The sequence below is a fragment of the Geojedonia litorea genome, assembly GCF_042654525.1.
Lineage (GTDB): Bacteria > Bacteroidota > Bacteroidia > Flavobacteriales > Flavobacteriaceae > Geojedonia > Geojedonia litorea.
Window position 1 is genome coordinate 213,492 of record NZ_JBHSGP010000012.1, and the last position, 15,251, is coordinate 228,742.

The window sequence follows — 15,251 nt, forward strand, 5'->3', positions numbered from 1 at the left end:
TATTTAGATATATTTTCTAAATATAAACAATTCAATTGATATATCATCTAAATATACTGACATTTGCAATATAAAGCATTTAATTTAAAACCTATGGCATTTAAACCCGCAAACAATATTCAAGATTTACAATATTTTGGAGAATTCGGAGGTGTAAATCCTTCTATATCAGATTCGTCAACCTATACCTTTTTATCAGCAAAAAAAATGTTTGATACTTTTGAAGGTAATGCAGACGGCTGCTACCTATACTCTCGTCATTCATCACCTTCTAATTTATATTTAGGTGAAGCTTTAGCAGCGATGGAAGGCACAGAAACTGCCAATGTAACAGCTTCAGGCATGGGAGCTATTACTCCTGTATTAATGCAATTGTGTGGTGCAGACGACCATATAGTTTCGAGTAGAACTATTTATGGTGGCTCATATGCTTTCTTGAAAAATTTTGCTCCAAAATTCAATATCAAAACCACTTTTGTTGATATAACAAAATTGGATATTGTTGAAGCCTCAATAACCAAAAACACCAAAGTTTTATATTGTGAATCAGTAAGTAACCCTCTTTTGGAGGTTGCTGACATAAAAGGCCTTTCAGCTATTGCAAAACGTCATAATCTTAAATTAGTAGTTGACAACACCTTTTCTCCGTTATCAATCTCACCAGTAAAACTAGGTGCCGATGTAGTTATTCACAGTTTAACCAAATTTATCAATGGAACTAGCGATACAGTCGCTGGTGTAATTTGTGGAACGCAAGAGTTTATTAATGACTTAAGAAATGTAAATAATGGAGCATGTATGCTTTTAGGATCTACAATGGATAGTTTTAGATCAGCATCGGTTTTAAAAAACTTAAGAACCCTGCATATTAGAATGCAACAGCACAGTTATAATGCAAGCTATTTAGCTGAAAAATTTGAGGCTGACGGCTTAAAAACTGTATACCCCGGATTAAAATCTCATCCTTCACATGAATTATTTAAATCAATGATGAATGAAAAATACGGTTTTGGAGGCATGTTAACCATAGATGTAGGCGATCAGAAAAAAGCCAACGATTTAATGGAACTCATGCAAGAGAAAAATTTAGGATATTTGGCTGTAAGTTTAGGGTTTTATAAAACATTATTCTCGGCACCAGGCAGTTCAACCTCTTCAGAGATTCCAGAGAACGAACAGATTGAAATGGGATTAAGTGATGGTTTAATTCGATTTTCTATTGGATTGGATGCTGATATTAAGCGCACCTACCAAATCATGCGTGAGTGTATGGAACAACTCGATATTTTAAAACCAGAATTAGTTTAACTTATTTACCCTTAATTCGCTTAAGCAAATAATTAAAATCTTCTCGAGTAGGAGCTTTACCATTAGAAGGCAATATGTTCCAACGTTTGCCTTCTTTTTGTATTATGAAACTAAATACTGCATTATTTGGATCATTCTTATCAAATGAAGGATAACGCAAATCATTATAGCGATACACCCCACTTTCTAAAGGTGTTAAATTATAATAGCCATTACTAAACCATGCCAATGTTTCTATATCGGATGTGCGATTCTCTATAAGATCATGATTCTTTGCAAGACGTTGCCAGTCTTCAACTTTTGATGAGGTGTCAAATAAAGAATAAAATCCAACGTAATAGCTATCATTTGTTTCAGCAATACCAAACCAAAGTATATTATTTAAAATAGTTGGTTGTGTTTGGAAACGTTCATAACTTATACCGGAATCGTTCAGAGATTTTTTAAAAACTGCATTAATATAAACCTTGTTTCCAAAAGTGAAAAGCAAATAGGCCGAACTAATACCTAATGCAAATTTCAACCATAATCTTCGTTTATCAGATTGCCTTTTAAAAAACATAAGCACAATCATGGCTAATAAAAACGGAACAGTATAAGCGGGATCTGCTACTGAAATCGTATTAAAAGCTACGCGATAATCACTAAATGGCGCAAAAAGTTGTGTACCATAAGGCGTAAAACCATCTAAAATTGGATGTGTGAAAATGGCAAGAAAAAACAGCAAAATCCAATCTTTTAGTGATGTAGTGTGCTTTCGTTTACCACTATTGTAGAGTCTAAATACTAGCCATCCAAACACAATTGCCCCAAGAATTGCAAACCAAATAGAATGCATTATACCGCGATGGAATGCCATAATATCTATTTCGTTTGTATAGAGCCACCGCCCTACAAATACGTCTAAATCAGGAATTGTACCCCCAATAGCTCCAAAAAACATGGCTCTATTACCTATTTTTTTTCCTAAAGCAACTTCGCCACAAGCGGCGCCTAAAACAATTTGAGTTAGTGAATCCATATACAGTTTCGCAAAAGTACAGAACTAATTTCATTTGCAAATGGTTTTTCAAAATCGTAACATTACAATCCAATTTCAAACTATTCTAAATGGAAAGCCAAGACATCAAACCACGTGAACCACAAGATGAACATATTGTTGAAAATAAAGAGCTAAATATTTGGGAAGCCCTAATACCGGTCATAGCCCTCGTAGTGATGTTATTTTACAATGTGTTTTTTGTTTACGGAGACGATGCTTTGAGCGGAAGTAATCAATTCATTTTACTATTAGGCGCTGCAGTGGCCGCTATTGTTGGATTTTTCAATAAGGTTTCCTATACCCAAATGCTCGATGAAGTAGCCGAAAATGTAAAATCAACTACAGGAGCCCTATTAATTCTATTAATGGTTGGTGCATTGGCAGGAACCTGGCTAATCAGCGGGATAATTCCAACTATGATTTATTATGGATTACAAATTTTAAACCCGACTATATTTCTTGCTGCTTGCGTCATCATTTGTGCGATTATTTCAGTGGCAACGGGAAGTTCATGGACTACTTCAGCCACCGTAGGGATTGCCTTAATTGGAATTGGTGAAACCTTGGGAATTTCTATGGGTATGACAGCCGGAGCAGTACTTTCTGGCGCCTATTTCGGTGATAAAATGTCGCCTTTAAGTGACACCACAAACCTTGCACCCGCCATGGCCGGAGCTGAACTTTTTGATCACATAAAATATATGGCTTTGACAACAGTTCCAACAATTGTGGTTACGCTCATTGTTTTTATAATCATTGGTTTGAATATTGACACTGTAGGAACTCCTGATATTTCAGATAAATTAATAGCTATAGACTCTGCTTTTAACATTTCGCCTTGGCTTTTTGTGGTCCCTTTAATTGTGATTTTGATGATAGTTAAAAAAACATCTCCTTTAATTGCATTGCTCGTTGGAACGCTATTAGGAGCAGTAGCAGCCATCATCGCACAACCTGATATCGTGACAACTATTGCTGGTGCAGATAGTCTAACTTTTAATTCAGCTTATAAAGGCGTAATGAATGCCATGACAGTTGACGTGGCTGTTGAAACTTCAAGTGCAGAACTTAATGATCTGTTTTCTGCTGGTGGTATGTCTGGAATGCTTGGCACCATTTGGTTGATTATTTGCGCCATGGTATTTGGTGGTGTTATGGATGCTATAGGAGCTTTGGCCAGAATTAGCCAAGCCTTATTAAGTTTAGCATCAACCACCTTCGGATTGTTTGCAAGCACTGTTGCGAGTTGTTTAGCCTTAAATACGACTGCATCCGATCAATATTTGGCCATAGTAGTTCCAGGAAAAATGTTTAAAAAAGCTTATGAAGATAAAAATCTAGCACCCGTAAATTTAAGTCGAACTCTAGAAGACTCAGGAACTGTAACTTCGGTTTTAGTACCTTGGAACACTTGTGGGGCTTACCAAAGTGGAGTTTTGGGCGTCCCTGTTGTGGATTACTTTTTCTTTGCCATATTTAACTGGTTGAGTCCGTTTATGACGCTACTTTTTGCTGCATTTTCAATTAAAATCAAACAACTTACAACCACTAAATAAAATATACGCAAAGCATCTTAAGGCTCTTTCATAATTCAATAAATTAAGCTTCAATTGATTATTGAATTATTAGAAATCTGCCTGTTTTTTAAAAGCATTTCTTACAACTATTTTACGATAGAATTTTATAATCACAGCCTATTGAAAGGCCTAATCGCTATTCCTATTTTTGCTTCAGAATTAATAAACATTAAAAACACAATTTATGGCATTTGTAGGAAAAAAATTTCCAAATTTAAACGTTAACGCTATGAACGACATGGGCGACACTTTTAAGCTTAACGTTCTTGAAGAAGCAAAAAACAACAATAAAAAAGTACTTTTATTTTGGTACCCAAAAGATTTCACTTTTGTATGCCCAACAGAATTACATGCATTTCAAGCTGCTTTAGGTGAGTTCGAAAAGAGAAACACCATGGTTATTGGTGCATCTTGTGATACAGCTGAAGTTCATTTTGCTTGGTTAAACACGGCTAAAGATAATGGTGGTATTGAAGGTGTTACTTACCCAATATTAGCAGATAGTAATAGAAACCTTGCATCTACCCTTGGCATTTTAGACATTACCAATGAACACTATGATGAAGAAACCGGCGTAGTTACAGTTGAAGGCGATAATGTAACCTATAGAGCTACCTATATTATTGATGAAGAAGGTACTGTAGTTCATGAAAGTATCAACCATATGCCGCTTGGTAGAAACGTTAACGAATTTTTACGTTTGATTGATGCCTATACGCATGTTCAACAAAAAGGTGAAGTTTGTCCTGCTAATTGGGAAGAAGGTAAAACAGCTATGAATGCGAATCGTAGCGGTGTCGCAGAATATTTAACCGCTCATTTAAATTAATCAAACAACTTTCAAATATCAAATTCCAAGAGTTTCTATGGGATTTGGTATTTGAAATTTTAATCATTGAAAATAATGTTACACGAATTAGATCAAGATAATTTAAAACAACTCGTATCAGAAAATGATACTGTAATTGTACAATATTCAGCGGGTTGGTGTGGCAACTGCAGAATTATGAAGCCAAAATTCAAAAAATTAGCTTCAGAAAAAGACTCAATTAAGTTTATAATTGCAGATGCAGAAAAATTTCCAGAGTCAAGAAAACTGGCTACAGTTGACAATCTACCTACCTTCGCGGCTTTTAAAAAAGGTGAGTTTGTGAGTCAAGTACAAACCAACAAGTTTGATGTGCTTATTGACCTCGTAAATCAATTAAATTAATATGAAATTACCCATCATAAAACATCTCACTCAATTTATTGAGGAAAATGATGAAGATTTCGTTTTAGAAACGATTGAAACTTTGGAGGCTTTAACTGAAGTGCCTTCACTAAAGGATGAAGAACTTGATGTTATTGGAGAGTTGATTTCCAATATGTATGGCGCTGTTGAAGTTCATAAAATGATTAAATCGGGTACAGCTAAAAAAGAAGCACTAAACAGTTTTATGCAACGTGTTTTAGGTGCAATTGATAATTAGTGCAGGATATATTTGAATAAGTATATTAAAACCTCTTCACTTGAAGAGGTTTTATTTTAACGTAGATTTAAGTGTTTTTCTAAATTCTAAACTAGAATTTTCGTATCTTAAAGGATATTAAATTTAAGTAAAATGGATAGCTACGTCAAAATATTTTCAGGAAGCTTTATTGTGGTTCAATTAGTGGTAGATCGTTTAGAAACTATTGGGATAAGCCCAATTATTAAAGATGAATCTGAATCAGGCCGATTAGCAGGTTTTGGATCTTCAATCCAAGGTTTTCAGGAACTTTATGTGCATAAAGATGAAGAACCTCATGCCAGACCTATTGTGGATGCTGTAAATTCAGAATTGCAAGAATAAAAAAAGCTCCAATTGGAGCTTTTTTATTTAAACTGTAACTGCATACATTTTCTCACGTTGTTCTTTAATTTTCTTATCACTCATATACTCATCAAAAGTCATGTAGCGATCAATCGCACCATTAGGTGTTAGCTCAATTACACGGTTCGCCACGGTTTGAGCAAATTCATGGTCATGTGTTGTAAACAACACAGTGCCTTTAAAATTCTTTAATGAATTATTAAATGCCGTAATACTTTCTAAATCTAGGTGGTTAGTAGGTTCATCTAGCATAAGAACATTCGCTCTCATCATCATCATGCGACTCAACATACAACGTACTTTTTCACCTCCAGATAATACATCAGCAGTTTTCAAGGCCTCTTCGCCACTAAAAATCATTTTCCCTAGAAATCCACGAATATAAACTTCTTCACGCTCCTCTTCAGTTGTTGCCCATTGACGCAACCAATCTACCAAGGTAAGTTTATTGTTAAAGAATTCACTATTGTCAAGAGGTAAATAAGATTGATTAGTGGTTACACCCCAATTATAAGTACCGGTATCTGCTTTCTCATTTCCATTTATAATTTGATAGAAGGCAGTTGTTGCTCTCGAATCTTTTGAATACACAACCACTTTATCTCCTTTTGCCAAATTAACATGAACATTTTGAAACAAAATTTCCCCATCAATTGAAGCACTTAAGTTATCTATATTTAATATTTGGTCACCAGCCTCGCGATCGCGCTCAAAAATAATAGCAGGATATCGTCTACTTGAAGGTTTGATGTCAGAAATATTCAATTTCTCAATCATTTTCTTTCTACTTGTTGCCTGTTTAGATTTCGCAACGTTGGCAGAGAAACGTCTAATAAACTCTTCAAGTTCTTTTTTCTTTTCTTCGGCTTTTTTATTTTGTTGTGCGCGTTGTCTGGCTGCTAGTTGCGATGATTCATACCAAAAGGTATAATTCCCAGAATAATGGTTGATTTTTCCAAAATCAATATCCGAAATATGCGTACAAACAGCATCTAAAAAGTGACGGTCGTGCGATACAACAATAACACAGTTATCATAATTGGCTAAAAAGTTTTCCAACCATGAAATAGTTTCATAATCTAAATCGTTGGTAGGCTCATCCATAATCAACACATCTGGATTACCAAATAAGGCCTGAGCTAATAACACTCTCACTTTTTGCTTACCATCTAGATCCTGCATGAGTGTATAATGAAATTCTTCCTTGATACCTAAATTGGAAAGCATTGCCGCAGCATCACTATCGGCGTTCCAACCATTCATTTCTTCAAACTCCACCTGAAGCTCCCCTATTTTTTCAGCGTTCTCATCGGTATAATCAGCATAAAGCGCATCCAATTCTGTTTTGAGCTTAAAAAGTGGTTTGTTACCCATAATGACGGTTTCTAAAACCGTATGTGCATCATATAAATTGTGGTTTTGTTCTAAAACAGACATACGCTTTCCTGGCTCTAAATGCACATGGCCAGATGTTGGGTCTTGTTTACCTGCCAAAATCTTTAAAAAAGTAGATTTCCCTGCTCCATTTGCACCTATGATACCATAGCAGTTTCCTTGATTGAATGTAGTGTTTACCTCATCAAAAAGGATGCGTTTTCCAAATTGAACTGAAAGATTAGAAACTGATAACATAGCCTTGTTTTAAATTTTGCTGCAAAAGTAGAAAAAACTCATCATAACATAAAACAAATACACTCTTATATAACATTTAACACGCTATTAACAAGAGGTTTTGTGCTCAAACTCTATTTTTGTTGATTAAGACATACTATACACTTTTCCATTTATGCGATTTTATATCATTATACTTTTTGTTATGACCTCACTATTAAGCTGCAAGAAATCTGTTGAAGCTGGTGAGGATTACGCATTTATAGGTGGTGAGGTGATAAATCCGAATAACGATTATGTAACTATTAGTAGTAGCACAAGATTTGACACCATAGCTTTAGATGCTAAAAATAGATTTTTATTCAAAATCAACAATTTAAAACCAGGTCTTTACGCTTTTGCTCATGGTGGAGAGTACCAAATGGTATTGCTTGAACCTCAAGACAGTATTATTTTTAGATTAAATACAAATGACTTCGATGAGTCTTTGGTTTATACAGGCCGCGGGGCTAAAAAGAATAATTATTTGATTAAAATGTTCTTAGATAATGAACAGGAAAATCAAAATTTCATGAATTTGTGCCAATTTGAGCCTTCGAGATTTGAGAAAGTTTTAGATTCCACACGTCATAGCAAGCTCAAGGAGTTAGATGAGTTTTTAAGTTTTAAGAGTTATTCTGATCTCTTCAAAACCATCGCAACTACAGGAATTAATTACAACTATTACGCTAATAAGGAAATTTATCCTTTTGGATATTATGGTTATCGCAATTTGATTCATTACAACGATTTACCTGAAAACTTCTATAGCTATAGAAAAGATATAGATTACAACAATGAAGATCTTATAGAATTTTACACTTATAATAAATTTTTATACTCGCATTTTAACAATTTAGCGCTTAAAAAATACTACCAAACTGCAACACATTACGATTTGTTTGACCGAACCTCGGTGATTTATAATCTAGAAAAATTAAATCTTATAGATAGTTTGGTGAGTAATCCTGCAATAAAAAATAACTTATTAAAATATACTACAAGAGATTTTATGTCGGTGAGCGAAGACAGCCTTGAGACACAAAAGGTCTTAAATTCATTTTTAGAAAAATGTAGTAGTGATCGCGACAAAAATTATATTAATAGCTTGGCATTTTCTCTAAAAGGCCTTAAAAAAGGAAAAAAACTCCCTAAACTTGTTTTAGTGGATTACAATGATAATGAAGTAGTTTTTGATTCAATCATTACCAAGCCAACGGTTATTTATTTCTGGTCTTCTAGTCTACCGCTCTTATTGAAGAATAGCCACTATAAGGTAAAACAGTTAAAGACCAAATTTCCAAATATCGATTTTATAGGAATAAACATCAATGATGATGACAATACCCATTGGAAAAAAATACTAAATCAGTATAATTTTCCAGTAACCCATGAATTTCAATTTAAGTATCCTAATGAATCTTTAAAAGCATTGGCAATTAACAGTGTCAAAAAATCAATTTTGGTGACTAAAGACTGCAAGATTATCAATCCTAACGTACTGCTCTACACTTCAGAATTTGAAGAAGAGTTAGCACAAATCAGTAAGAAAAAATGGTAAAAAAAAGGGCAAACTAATTAGATTGCCCTTTTTTTGTTAGAAATTCTAATTTCCTTTTTTATAATCTGCCAAAAATTTAGCAAGACCAATATCCGTTAATGGATGGTTAAGTAAACCTGTGATTGAACTTAAAGGCCCTGTCATTACATCAGCTCCCAATTTAGCGCAATCAATAACATGCATGGTATGGCGTACAGAGGCGGCTAAAATTTGAGTATCAAAACCATAGTTGTCATAAATTAAACGTATTTCTGAAATAAGGTTCAAACCATCTGTTGAAATATCATCTAATCGCCCAATGAATGGAGACACATAAGTTGCTCCTGCTTTGGCAGCCAAAAGTGCTTGTCCAGGTGAAAATACCAAAGTCACATTAGTTTTAACACCTTTATCACTAAAGTATTTACAGGCTTTTACACCATCTTTTATCATTGGTAATTTTATTACAATTTGCTCATGCAAATCAGCCAAAGCTTCTCCTTCTCTTACCATGCCATCAAAATCGGTTGAAATTACTTCGGCACTAACATCACCATCTACTATATTACAGATATTAACATAATGCTTCATTATATTATCGTGTCCTGTAATTCCTTCTTTGGCCATTAATGAAGGGTTGGTGGTAACGCCATCTAAAACGCCAAGATCTTGTGCTTCTTTAATTTGATCTAAATTGGCTGTATCAATAAAAAATTTCATTGCAAATAATTGTTTAGGATTTTCTTATAAAATTATTGCGAAATTACAATAATTAGCTACTTAACGAGGTAATTTCAACTAAAAACATATTAACAAATAGTGACAATATTGTCAATTAACCACTATAGAATATGTTTTGCTTATACTTTCGGCACATAAGCCATCACAATCATTAAACCTGTTTTCACACTCATCCTCATAATTGTCGGCCTGACTAACGCTTAAGTTAACTTTAAATGTATAAGTTCCTGCGACTACTGGGACACCTTCAAAAATCACATTTCTATAATCAATGTAATACTCAATACCGGGCGGCAATTCACCTGTTATGAAAAAATTGTAATAATAGCCATCATCAAAAGGTTCGTTTTTAATTTCAGAAGTGATGGTTTCAGTATAAAAATTGTTAACAAAAGCTATTTCCAATGGATTATCGGAGAGCTCCGGACGTCTATTAATAATACATTCTAAAAGGTCTTGACATCCAAGTAGCGACAAAAGACCTACGAGTATAATTGTGATAGCTAATTTTTTCATATAGGTCGATCAAAGTGTTGTTTTTAATTTATAACTTATAATGCTTCATTAAAAGTCGTTCATACCAGGTATCTGGAAGTATTCTTTTTAATACTATTGAGAACTTTTGCATGAATTCTCCAACTTTATAATGCACTCTTGGATTTTTAGTATTAATTATTTTGAAAATCATTTTTGCCATTAATGCTGGATCTTTACCACTATCAACATGTGAATTCATAAGTTTTAGGGTATTGGAATAATGCTTTTTATATGGAGAATCATTGGCAACTGGTGCATGATAACGTCCAGCTACAATATTCGTAGCAAAGTCGCCCGGGGCAACATTGGTCATTTTTATGTTAAAATCGTTTAGCTCCATTCTAAAAGTTTCGGTAATTAATTCTAATGCTCCTTTACTAGCACTATAAATACCGCGGTATGGCAATCCCATATACCCAGCAATTGAGGTAATATTTATGATTAGTCCAGCATTCTGGAGTCGCATTTGTGGCAAAACTGCTTTTATAACGTTAATGGGGCCAAAAAGATTAGTCTCAAAATTACGTTTGATCTCTTCTTCAGGAATTTCTTCAATTGGACCTGTAATCCCTGCGCCGGCATTATTAATGAGTACATCTAAGCGGCCAGCACGCTCAATCACAGATTCAACGGCTAGTTTTATAGTGTCTATTTTGGAAACATCCAAGGCAAGTAACGGAAAGTTACTATCCTTGTAGTTGTCTGGATTTCTACTAGTTCCAAACACTGTATAGCCGTTTGAACTTAAATAGTCGCCTACAGATTTTCCTATTCCTGAAGATCCACCAGTGATCAAAACAACTTTAGACATAGCTTGAAGAGAAATTTTGAGTTCCAAAAATACAATATAAAAAGGAAACTATTGGGTACAAAAAAAGGCAAGCTACCTACATCACACCGCTACGACCACTTACCTTTGCTGCGTTCCCGCCCTGGAGGATTCAGCAGGAGCTGGTTGTGTAGGACTTGCCGAATGCAAAGATACAACCTTTTAATACTTTTACAATGATTTTTTAAACTGATTTTTATTAAATACCTTGCCTTAAATTTTTCAAAGAATGAAGACATCATTTAAATTTTTAGCTGTCATTGGGTTAGCACTTCTTTTATTTACTTGCGGAAATAATAACGATAAGAAAAAGAACAATTTTTCTATAGAAACCAATGTGAAAAATAATACTATCGCTTTAGGTGAAACTTTGAACCTTACTATTACAAACAAAAAAAATCTTGATGTAAAAGCGGTGGAATACGTTCTCGACGGAAAGGCTATTACCCCTTCATATACTTTAGAAAACCTGAAGTTAGGAGAACACAGACTTTCCGCTACTATTACCTATGATGATACCAATGAAACTGTTTCAACTTCCTTGTTTATCTTAAACAACGTACAACCTAAAATTTATACGTATACCATCGTAAACACCTATACTCATGATATTACTTCATACACACAAGGTTTGGAGTTTCATGATGGAGAATTATATGAGAGTACCGGACAATATGGTGAGTCTAAGTTGAGAAAAGTTGATTACAAAACTGGCGAGGTATTAAAAAACATAAATCTATCCAATCAATATTTTGGAGAAGGCTTAACTGTGTTAAATAACAATATCTATCTGTTAACATGGAAAGAAAATACCGGGTTTGTTTATGACATTGAAACTTTTGAAAAAACTGGAACTTTTAAATATGGCCAAAGCAAGGAAGGCTGGGGGCTTTGTAATGATGACTCAATTCTATTTAAAAGTGATGGTACTGAAAATATCTGGCTGCTAGACCCTAAAACACTTACCGAAACCAATCGCATTCAAGCGTATCATAACCGTGGAAAGGTCATAGGTCTTAATGAACTGGAATGGGTTAATGGAAAAATATATGCCAACCGTTACCAACTCAACGGGGTTGCTATTATCGATCCAAATACTGGTGCAGTTGAAGGTGTGATTGATTTTTCTCCTTTACACAAGCTTGTAACCCAACATCAAGGATTAGATGTACTCAACGGAATAGCATATAATTCTGAAACCAATACGCTTTTTGTAACAGGTAAGCGATGGGATAAATTGTTCGAAGTTAAAATCACTGAACAGTAGTATGCAAGTTTTAGAGACTTCAGTAAAAGTTGATAGCAAGCATCTTGATGCACTTAAACACGTTAACAACGTGCAATATGTGCAATGGGTTCAGGATGTAGCAGAACAACATTGGAATTCAAAAGCCACTCCTGAAATTTTGAATACTTACTTTTGGGTCATGTTGAGCCATCATATTCAATATAAAGGTCAAGCTGTTTTAGATGATGTACTCACCTTAAAAACCTTTGTCACAAAATCTGAAGGTGTAACCTCAACACGAATGGTTGAGATTTATAACAAAGCTTCTGGTAAACTATTAACAACTTCAGAAACCAACTGGTGCTTAATGTCGCGTACAACACTCAAACCGGCTAGAATTCCTCAAGAGATTATTGATCTATTTAGTTAGAAACCTGGATTTTAGTGTTAAAGTATCTTAATTATTTTATCTTTTTAATTAAAAACCTATTAATTTAACACAACTAACCTTTACGTCTTTCTTGTGTTAAAAACCACCTTTTTTGTTTTACTATGTTCATATTCGATTTCCTTTTCACAAAATTTGGTTGGAAAAGTCTATGATGCTGAAGCAACAGTTAAAGGAGCTAAAGTTGTTAATAGTACAAAGGACATTATAACGTTTACTGACGACGATGGTAATTTTGAAATACTAGCCAACAGTAATGATTCTATTAGCTTTTCTTCCTTATTTCACAAAACATTGACAATTAAAGTCAGACCTTCAGACTTACAAGATATTATTGTGGTTGAGCTCAAAAAAGTAGTAAACGAACTTAACGAAGTAACTGTAACTAAAACCCAAGAAAAACCTTTTGATTCAACCCAAGTTAAAAATCTGATGAAAATTCAAATCGAAAATGATTTCAAAACCAATCCGCACAACTATCAATCATTAGGAAATGGCAGCATGGATTTTATTGCTATTGGAAGGCTCATCTTTAGTTTATTCAAGAATAAAAAAACCAATCAAACGTCAATATATGTCCAATTTGAGCATTTAGAAACTCTATTTAAGAATGATTATTTTTTCAATCAGGAGCTTTTACTCAACGAGTTGCATCTAAAAAAGGAACATCAGGCTTTGTTCTTCGAATATTGCGAAGCAGAACAGATAGACGTGTCCTTACTTGAGAAGGAAAATCATCTAGTGCTTCTTGAGCGATTGTTTCAATTGAGTAAATCCTTTAATGCCGCATTGAGGCTTCAAGAAAACCAAAATTCAAAAAATTAAATATCAAATTATGGCTTACATACTATTTCATAAATTCAAAAGTTATATTTTTGGGCTTATAGTCATGTAACCTATTTGATGATATGAAGCTTCAATTTGCTATGAAAAAATTTGCCTATTTCATTTTAACACTTATGATATTGGTGTTTTGGAGTTCCTGTAGGACCGACTTTGAGTTTTCTCCAAGTTCAGGAAATTTAGGCTTTTCAAAGGACACGGTTTATCTAGATACCGTATTTTCCAACATAGGTTCAAGCACATACAATTTAAAAGTTTATAATAAAAGTAATACCGATATTGTTATTCCAACTGTGCGTTTAACACAAGGGCAGGCATCAAATTACCGCCTTAATGTTGACGGTATTCCAGGAAAGGAATTTGAAAACGTAGAACTGCTTGCCAAAGACAGCATGTATATTTTTATTGAAACCACTATTGACATCCAAGCTTTGGCAACTTCTTCAACACAATTTTTATATACTGATGCCATTGAATTTGATAGCGGGGCTAACCTGCAAAAAGTAGAATTAGTCACATTGGTAAAAGATGCTGTTTTTATCTATCCAAATAAGGATTCGGTAGGTATTATTGAAACGCTTTCATTTGATATCGATAATGATGGGCAAGCAGATGACACAAACATTCAGGGGCGATTTTTAACCGATAGTGAATTGACTTTTACTAATGAAAAACCCTATGTTATTTACGGTTATGCTGCAGTTGACGAAGGTAAAACACTTACAGTACAAGCTGGAGCAAGAGTGCATTTTCATGCCAATTCTGGTTTATTAATTACCAATACAGCATCGCTTATTGTAAATGGTGCTTTAAGCAATAATCAGGAAGAACTGGAAAATGAAGTCATTTTTGAAGGCGATCGCTTAGAGCCCATTTTTGAAGATGTTCCAGGACAATGGGGAACCATTTGGTTATTCAATGGTAGCGGAAACAATCAGATTAATTACGCCACCATAAAAAATGCAACGGTCGGAATTTTAAGCGACGGAAATCAAAATGGCCCAAATAACAAACTAACCATTTCGAATTCAAAAATTTATAACTCTAGTAATTTTGGTATTCTTGGACGAGGTACTTCAATATTAGCAGAAAACGTGGTTATTAATAAGGCTGGCCAATCTTCATTTGCAGGCACTTACGGTGGTAAGTATAATTTTACGCATTGTACGATTGCAAATTATTGGAGTAGCAGTTTTAGGCAATTTCCTTCTCTATTCTTGAACAATTATGTGACCGATGAAAACAATGCGGTATTTACTAATGACTTAACTGAAGCCAATTTCAACAATTGCATTATTTACGGAAATGACAACCCAGAATTGCTTTTAGACGAAGAAAACGGAAGTGCATTTAATTTTAAGTTCACCAATTGCTTGATTCGTTTTGAAGATAATAGCAATCATTTTACGGGTCCTAACTATAATTTCAATGATGCTTTGTTATATGAAAATGTGATATTCAATCAGAACCCTGATTTCAAAGAACCATTTGAAAATGAACTTATTATTGGAGCCGATTCGGCAGCCAACAATAAAGGAAACACCGTATTTGCTAATCAAGTTCCTTTTGATATTTTGAATGTAAATCGTTCGGCGGCACCAGATTTAGGTGCCTATCAGCATATTATTTTTGAAGATTAAAAAAATAGCTCT

The 15,251-nt window shown here is 34.2% G+C and carries 16 protein-coding genes and 1 other RNA gene; 11 read left to right on the forward strand and 6 right to left on the reverse strand.

Features of this window, described 5'->3' with window-relative positions; all coding sequences use genetic code 11:
• The first annotated feature begins 93 nt into the window (after nt 1–93).
• Nucleotides 94–1,308, forward strand: a complete 1,215-nt coding sequence (locus tag ACFO5O_RS07100) for an aminotransferase class I/II-fold pyridoxal phosphate-dependent enzyme (RefSeq protein WP_387962302.1) — start codon at nt 94–96, stop codon at nt 1,306–1,308.
• A gap of 1 nt (nt 1,309) precedes the next feature.
• On the opposite strand, the gene ACFO5O_RS07105 is transcribed toward ACFO5O_RS07100, so the two are convergent.
• On the reverse strand, nt 1,310–2,329 hold the full coding sequence (locus ACFO5O_RS07105; protein ID WP_387962304.1) for a metal-dependent hydrolase: 1,020 nt from the start codon (nt 2,327–2,329) through the stop codon (nt 1,310–1,312).
• 89 nt (nt 2,330–2,418) lie between these two features.
• Between ACFO5O_RS07105 and nhaC the strand changes: the two genes are divergently transcribed.
• The 5 genes from nhaC (at nt 2,419) to ACFO5O_RS07130 (ending at nt 5,762) form a co-directional block, all read left to right on the forward strand.
• On the forward strand, nt 2,419–3,906 hold the full coding sequence (nhaC, locus tag ACFO5O_RS07110) for a Na+/H+ antiporter NhaC (RefSeq protein ID WP_387962306.1): 1,488 nt from the start codon (nt 2,419–2,421) through the stop codon (nt 3,904–3,906).
• A gap of 205 nt (nt 3,907–4,111) precedes the next feature.
• Nucleotides 4,112–4,756 (forward strand): peroxiredoxin, encoded by a 645-nt coding sequence (locus ACFO5O_RS07115; RefSeq protein ID WP_387962308.1) that lies wholly within the window; start codon nt 4,112–4,114, stop codon nt 4,754–4,756.
• Between the two features lie 75 nt (nt 4,757–4,831).
• Entirely contained in the window at nt 4,832–5,140 is a 309-nt protein-coding gene (locus ACFO5O_RS07120) for a thioredoxin family protein (protein ID WP_387962310.1), read from the forward strand.
• 1 nt (nt 5,141) lies between these two features.
• Nucleotides 5,142–5,399, forward strand: coding sequence for a DUF6952 family protein (locus tag ACFO5O_RS07125; RefSeq protein WP_387962312.1), 258 nt, complete (start codon nt 5,142–5,144; stop codon nt 5,397–5,399).
• A gap of 132 nt (nt 5,400–5,531) precedes the next feature.
• Nucleotides 5,532–5,762: a DUF2007 domain-containing protein gene (locus tag ACFO5O_RS07130; protein ID WP_387962314.1), complete on the forward strand. Its 231-nt coding sequence runs from the start codon at nt 5,532–5,534 to the stop codon at nt 5,760–5,762.
• Nucleotides 5,763–5,789: 27 nt separating this feature from the next.
• Here ACFO5O_RS07130 and ACFO5O_RS07135 read toward each other — a convergent pair whose 3' ends face one another.
• On the reverse strand, nt 5,790–7,415 hold the full coding sequence (locus ACFO5O_RS07135) for an ABC-F family ATP-binding cassette domain-containing protein (protein WP_387962316.1): 1,626 nt from the start codon (nt 7,413–7,415) through the stop codon (nt 5,790–5,792).
• Nucleotides 7,416–7,599: 184 nt separating this feature from the next.
• On the opposite strand from ACFO5O_RS07135, the gene ACFO5O_RS07140 reads away from it, so the two are divergent.
• Nucleotides 7,600–8,994, forward strand: coding sequence for a TlpA family protein disulfide reductase (locus ACFO5O_RS07140; RefSeq protein ID WP_387962318.1), 1,395 nt, complete (start codon nt 7,600–7,602; stop codon nt 8,992–8,994).
• Between the two features lie 45 nt (nt 8,995–9,039).
• Here ACFO5O_RS07140 and fsa read toward each other — a convergent pair whose 3' ends face one another.
• The 4 genes from fsa to ffs all read right to left on the reverse strand — a co-directional run bounded on the left by fsa (nt 9,040) and on the right by ffs (nt 11,223).
• The gene (fsa, locus tag ACFO5O_RS07145) at nt 9,040–9,693 is read right to left on the reverse strand and encodes a fructose-6-phosphate aldolase (RefSeq protein ID WP_387962320.1); all 654 of its coding nucleotides are present in this window, start codon (nt 9,691–9,693) and stop codon (nt 9,040–9,042) included.
• A 111-nt stretch (nt 9,694–9,804) separates the two neighbouring features.
• On the reverse strand, nt 9,805–10,230 hold the full coding sequence (locus ACFO5O_RS07150; RefSeq protein WP_387962321.1) for a hypothetical protein: 426 nt from the start codon (nt 10,228–10,230) through the stop codon (nt 9,805–9,807).
• A gap of 28 nt (nt 10,231–10,258) precedes the next feature.
• Nucleotides 10,259–11,062: an SDR family oxidoreductase gene (locus ACFO5O_RS07155; protein ID WP_387962323.1), complete on the reverse strand. Its 804-nt coding sequence runs from the start codon at nt 11,060–11,062 to the stop codon at nt 10,259–10,261.
• Nucleotides 11,063–11,124: 62 nt separating this feature from the next.
• An RNA gene (gene ffs, locus ACFO5O_RS07160) (signal recognition particle sRNA small type) lies at nt 11,125–11,223 on the reverse strand.
• Nucleotides 11,224–11,309: 86 nt separating this feature from the next.
• Between ffs and ACFO5O_RS07165 the strand changes: the two genes are divergently transcribed.
• The 4 genes from ACFO5O_RS07165 (at nt 11,310) to ACFO5O_RS07180 (ending at nt 15,239) form a co-directional block, all read left to right on the forward strand.
• The gene (locus ACFO5O_RS07165; protein ID WP_387962325.1) at nt 11,310–12,347 is read left to right on the forward strand and encodes a glutaminyl-peptide cyclotransferase; all 1,038 of its coding nucleotides are present in this window, start codon (nt 11,310–11,312) and stop codon (nt 12,345–12,347) included.
• Between the two features lies 1 nt (nt 12,348).
• Nucleotides 12,349–12,738, forward strand: a complete 390-nt coding sequence (locus ACFO5O_RS07170; protein ID WP_387962327.1) for an acyl-CoA thioesterase — start codon at nt 12,349–12,351, stop codon at nt 12,736–12,738.
• A gap of 153 nt (nt 12,739–12,891) precedes the next feature.
• Entirely contained in the window at nt 12,892–13,581 is a 690-nt protein-coding gene (locus ACFO5O_RS07175; protein ID WP_387962328.1) for a carboxypeptidase-like regulatory domain-containing protein, read from the forward strand.
• 83 nt (nt 13,582–13,664) lie between these two features.
• Nucleotides 13,665–15,239: a right-handed parallel beta-helix repeat-containing protein gene (locus tag ACFO5O_RS07180; protein WP_387962330.1), complete on the forward strand. Its 1,575-nt coding sequence runs from the start codon at nt 13,665–13,667 to the stop codon at nt 15,237–15,239.
• Nucleotides 15,240–15,251: the final 12 nt, after the last annotated feature.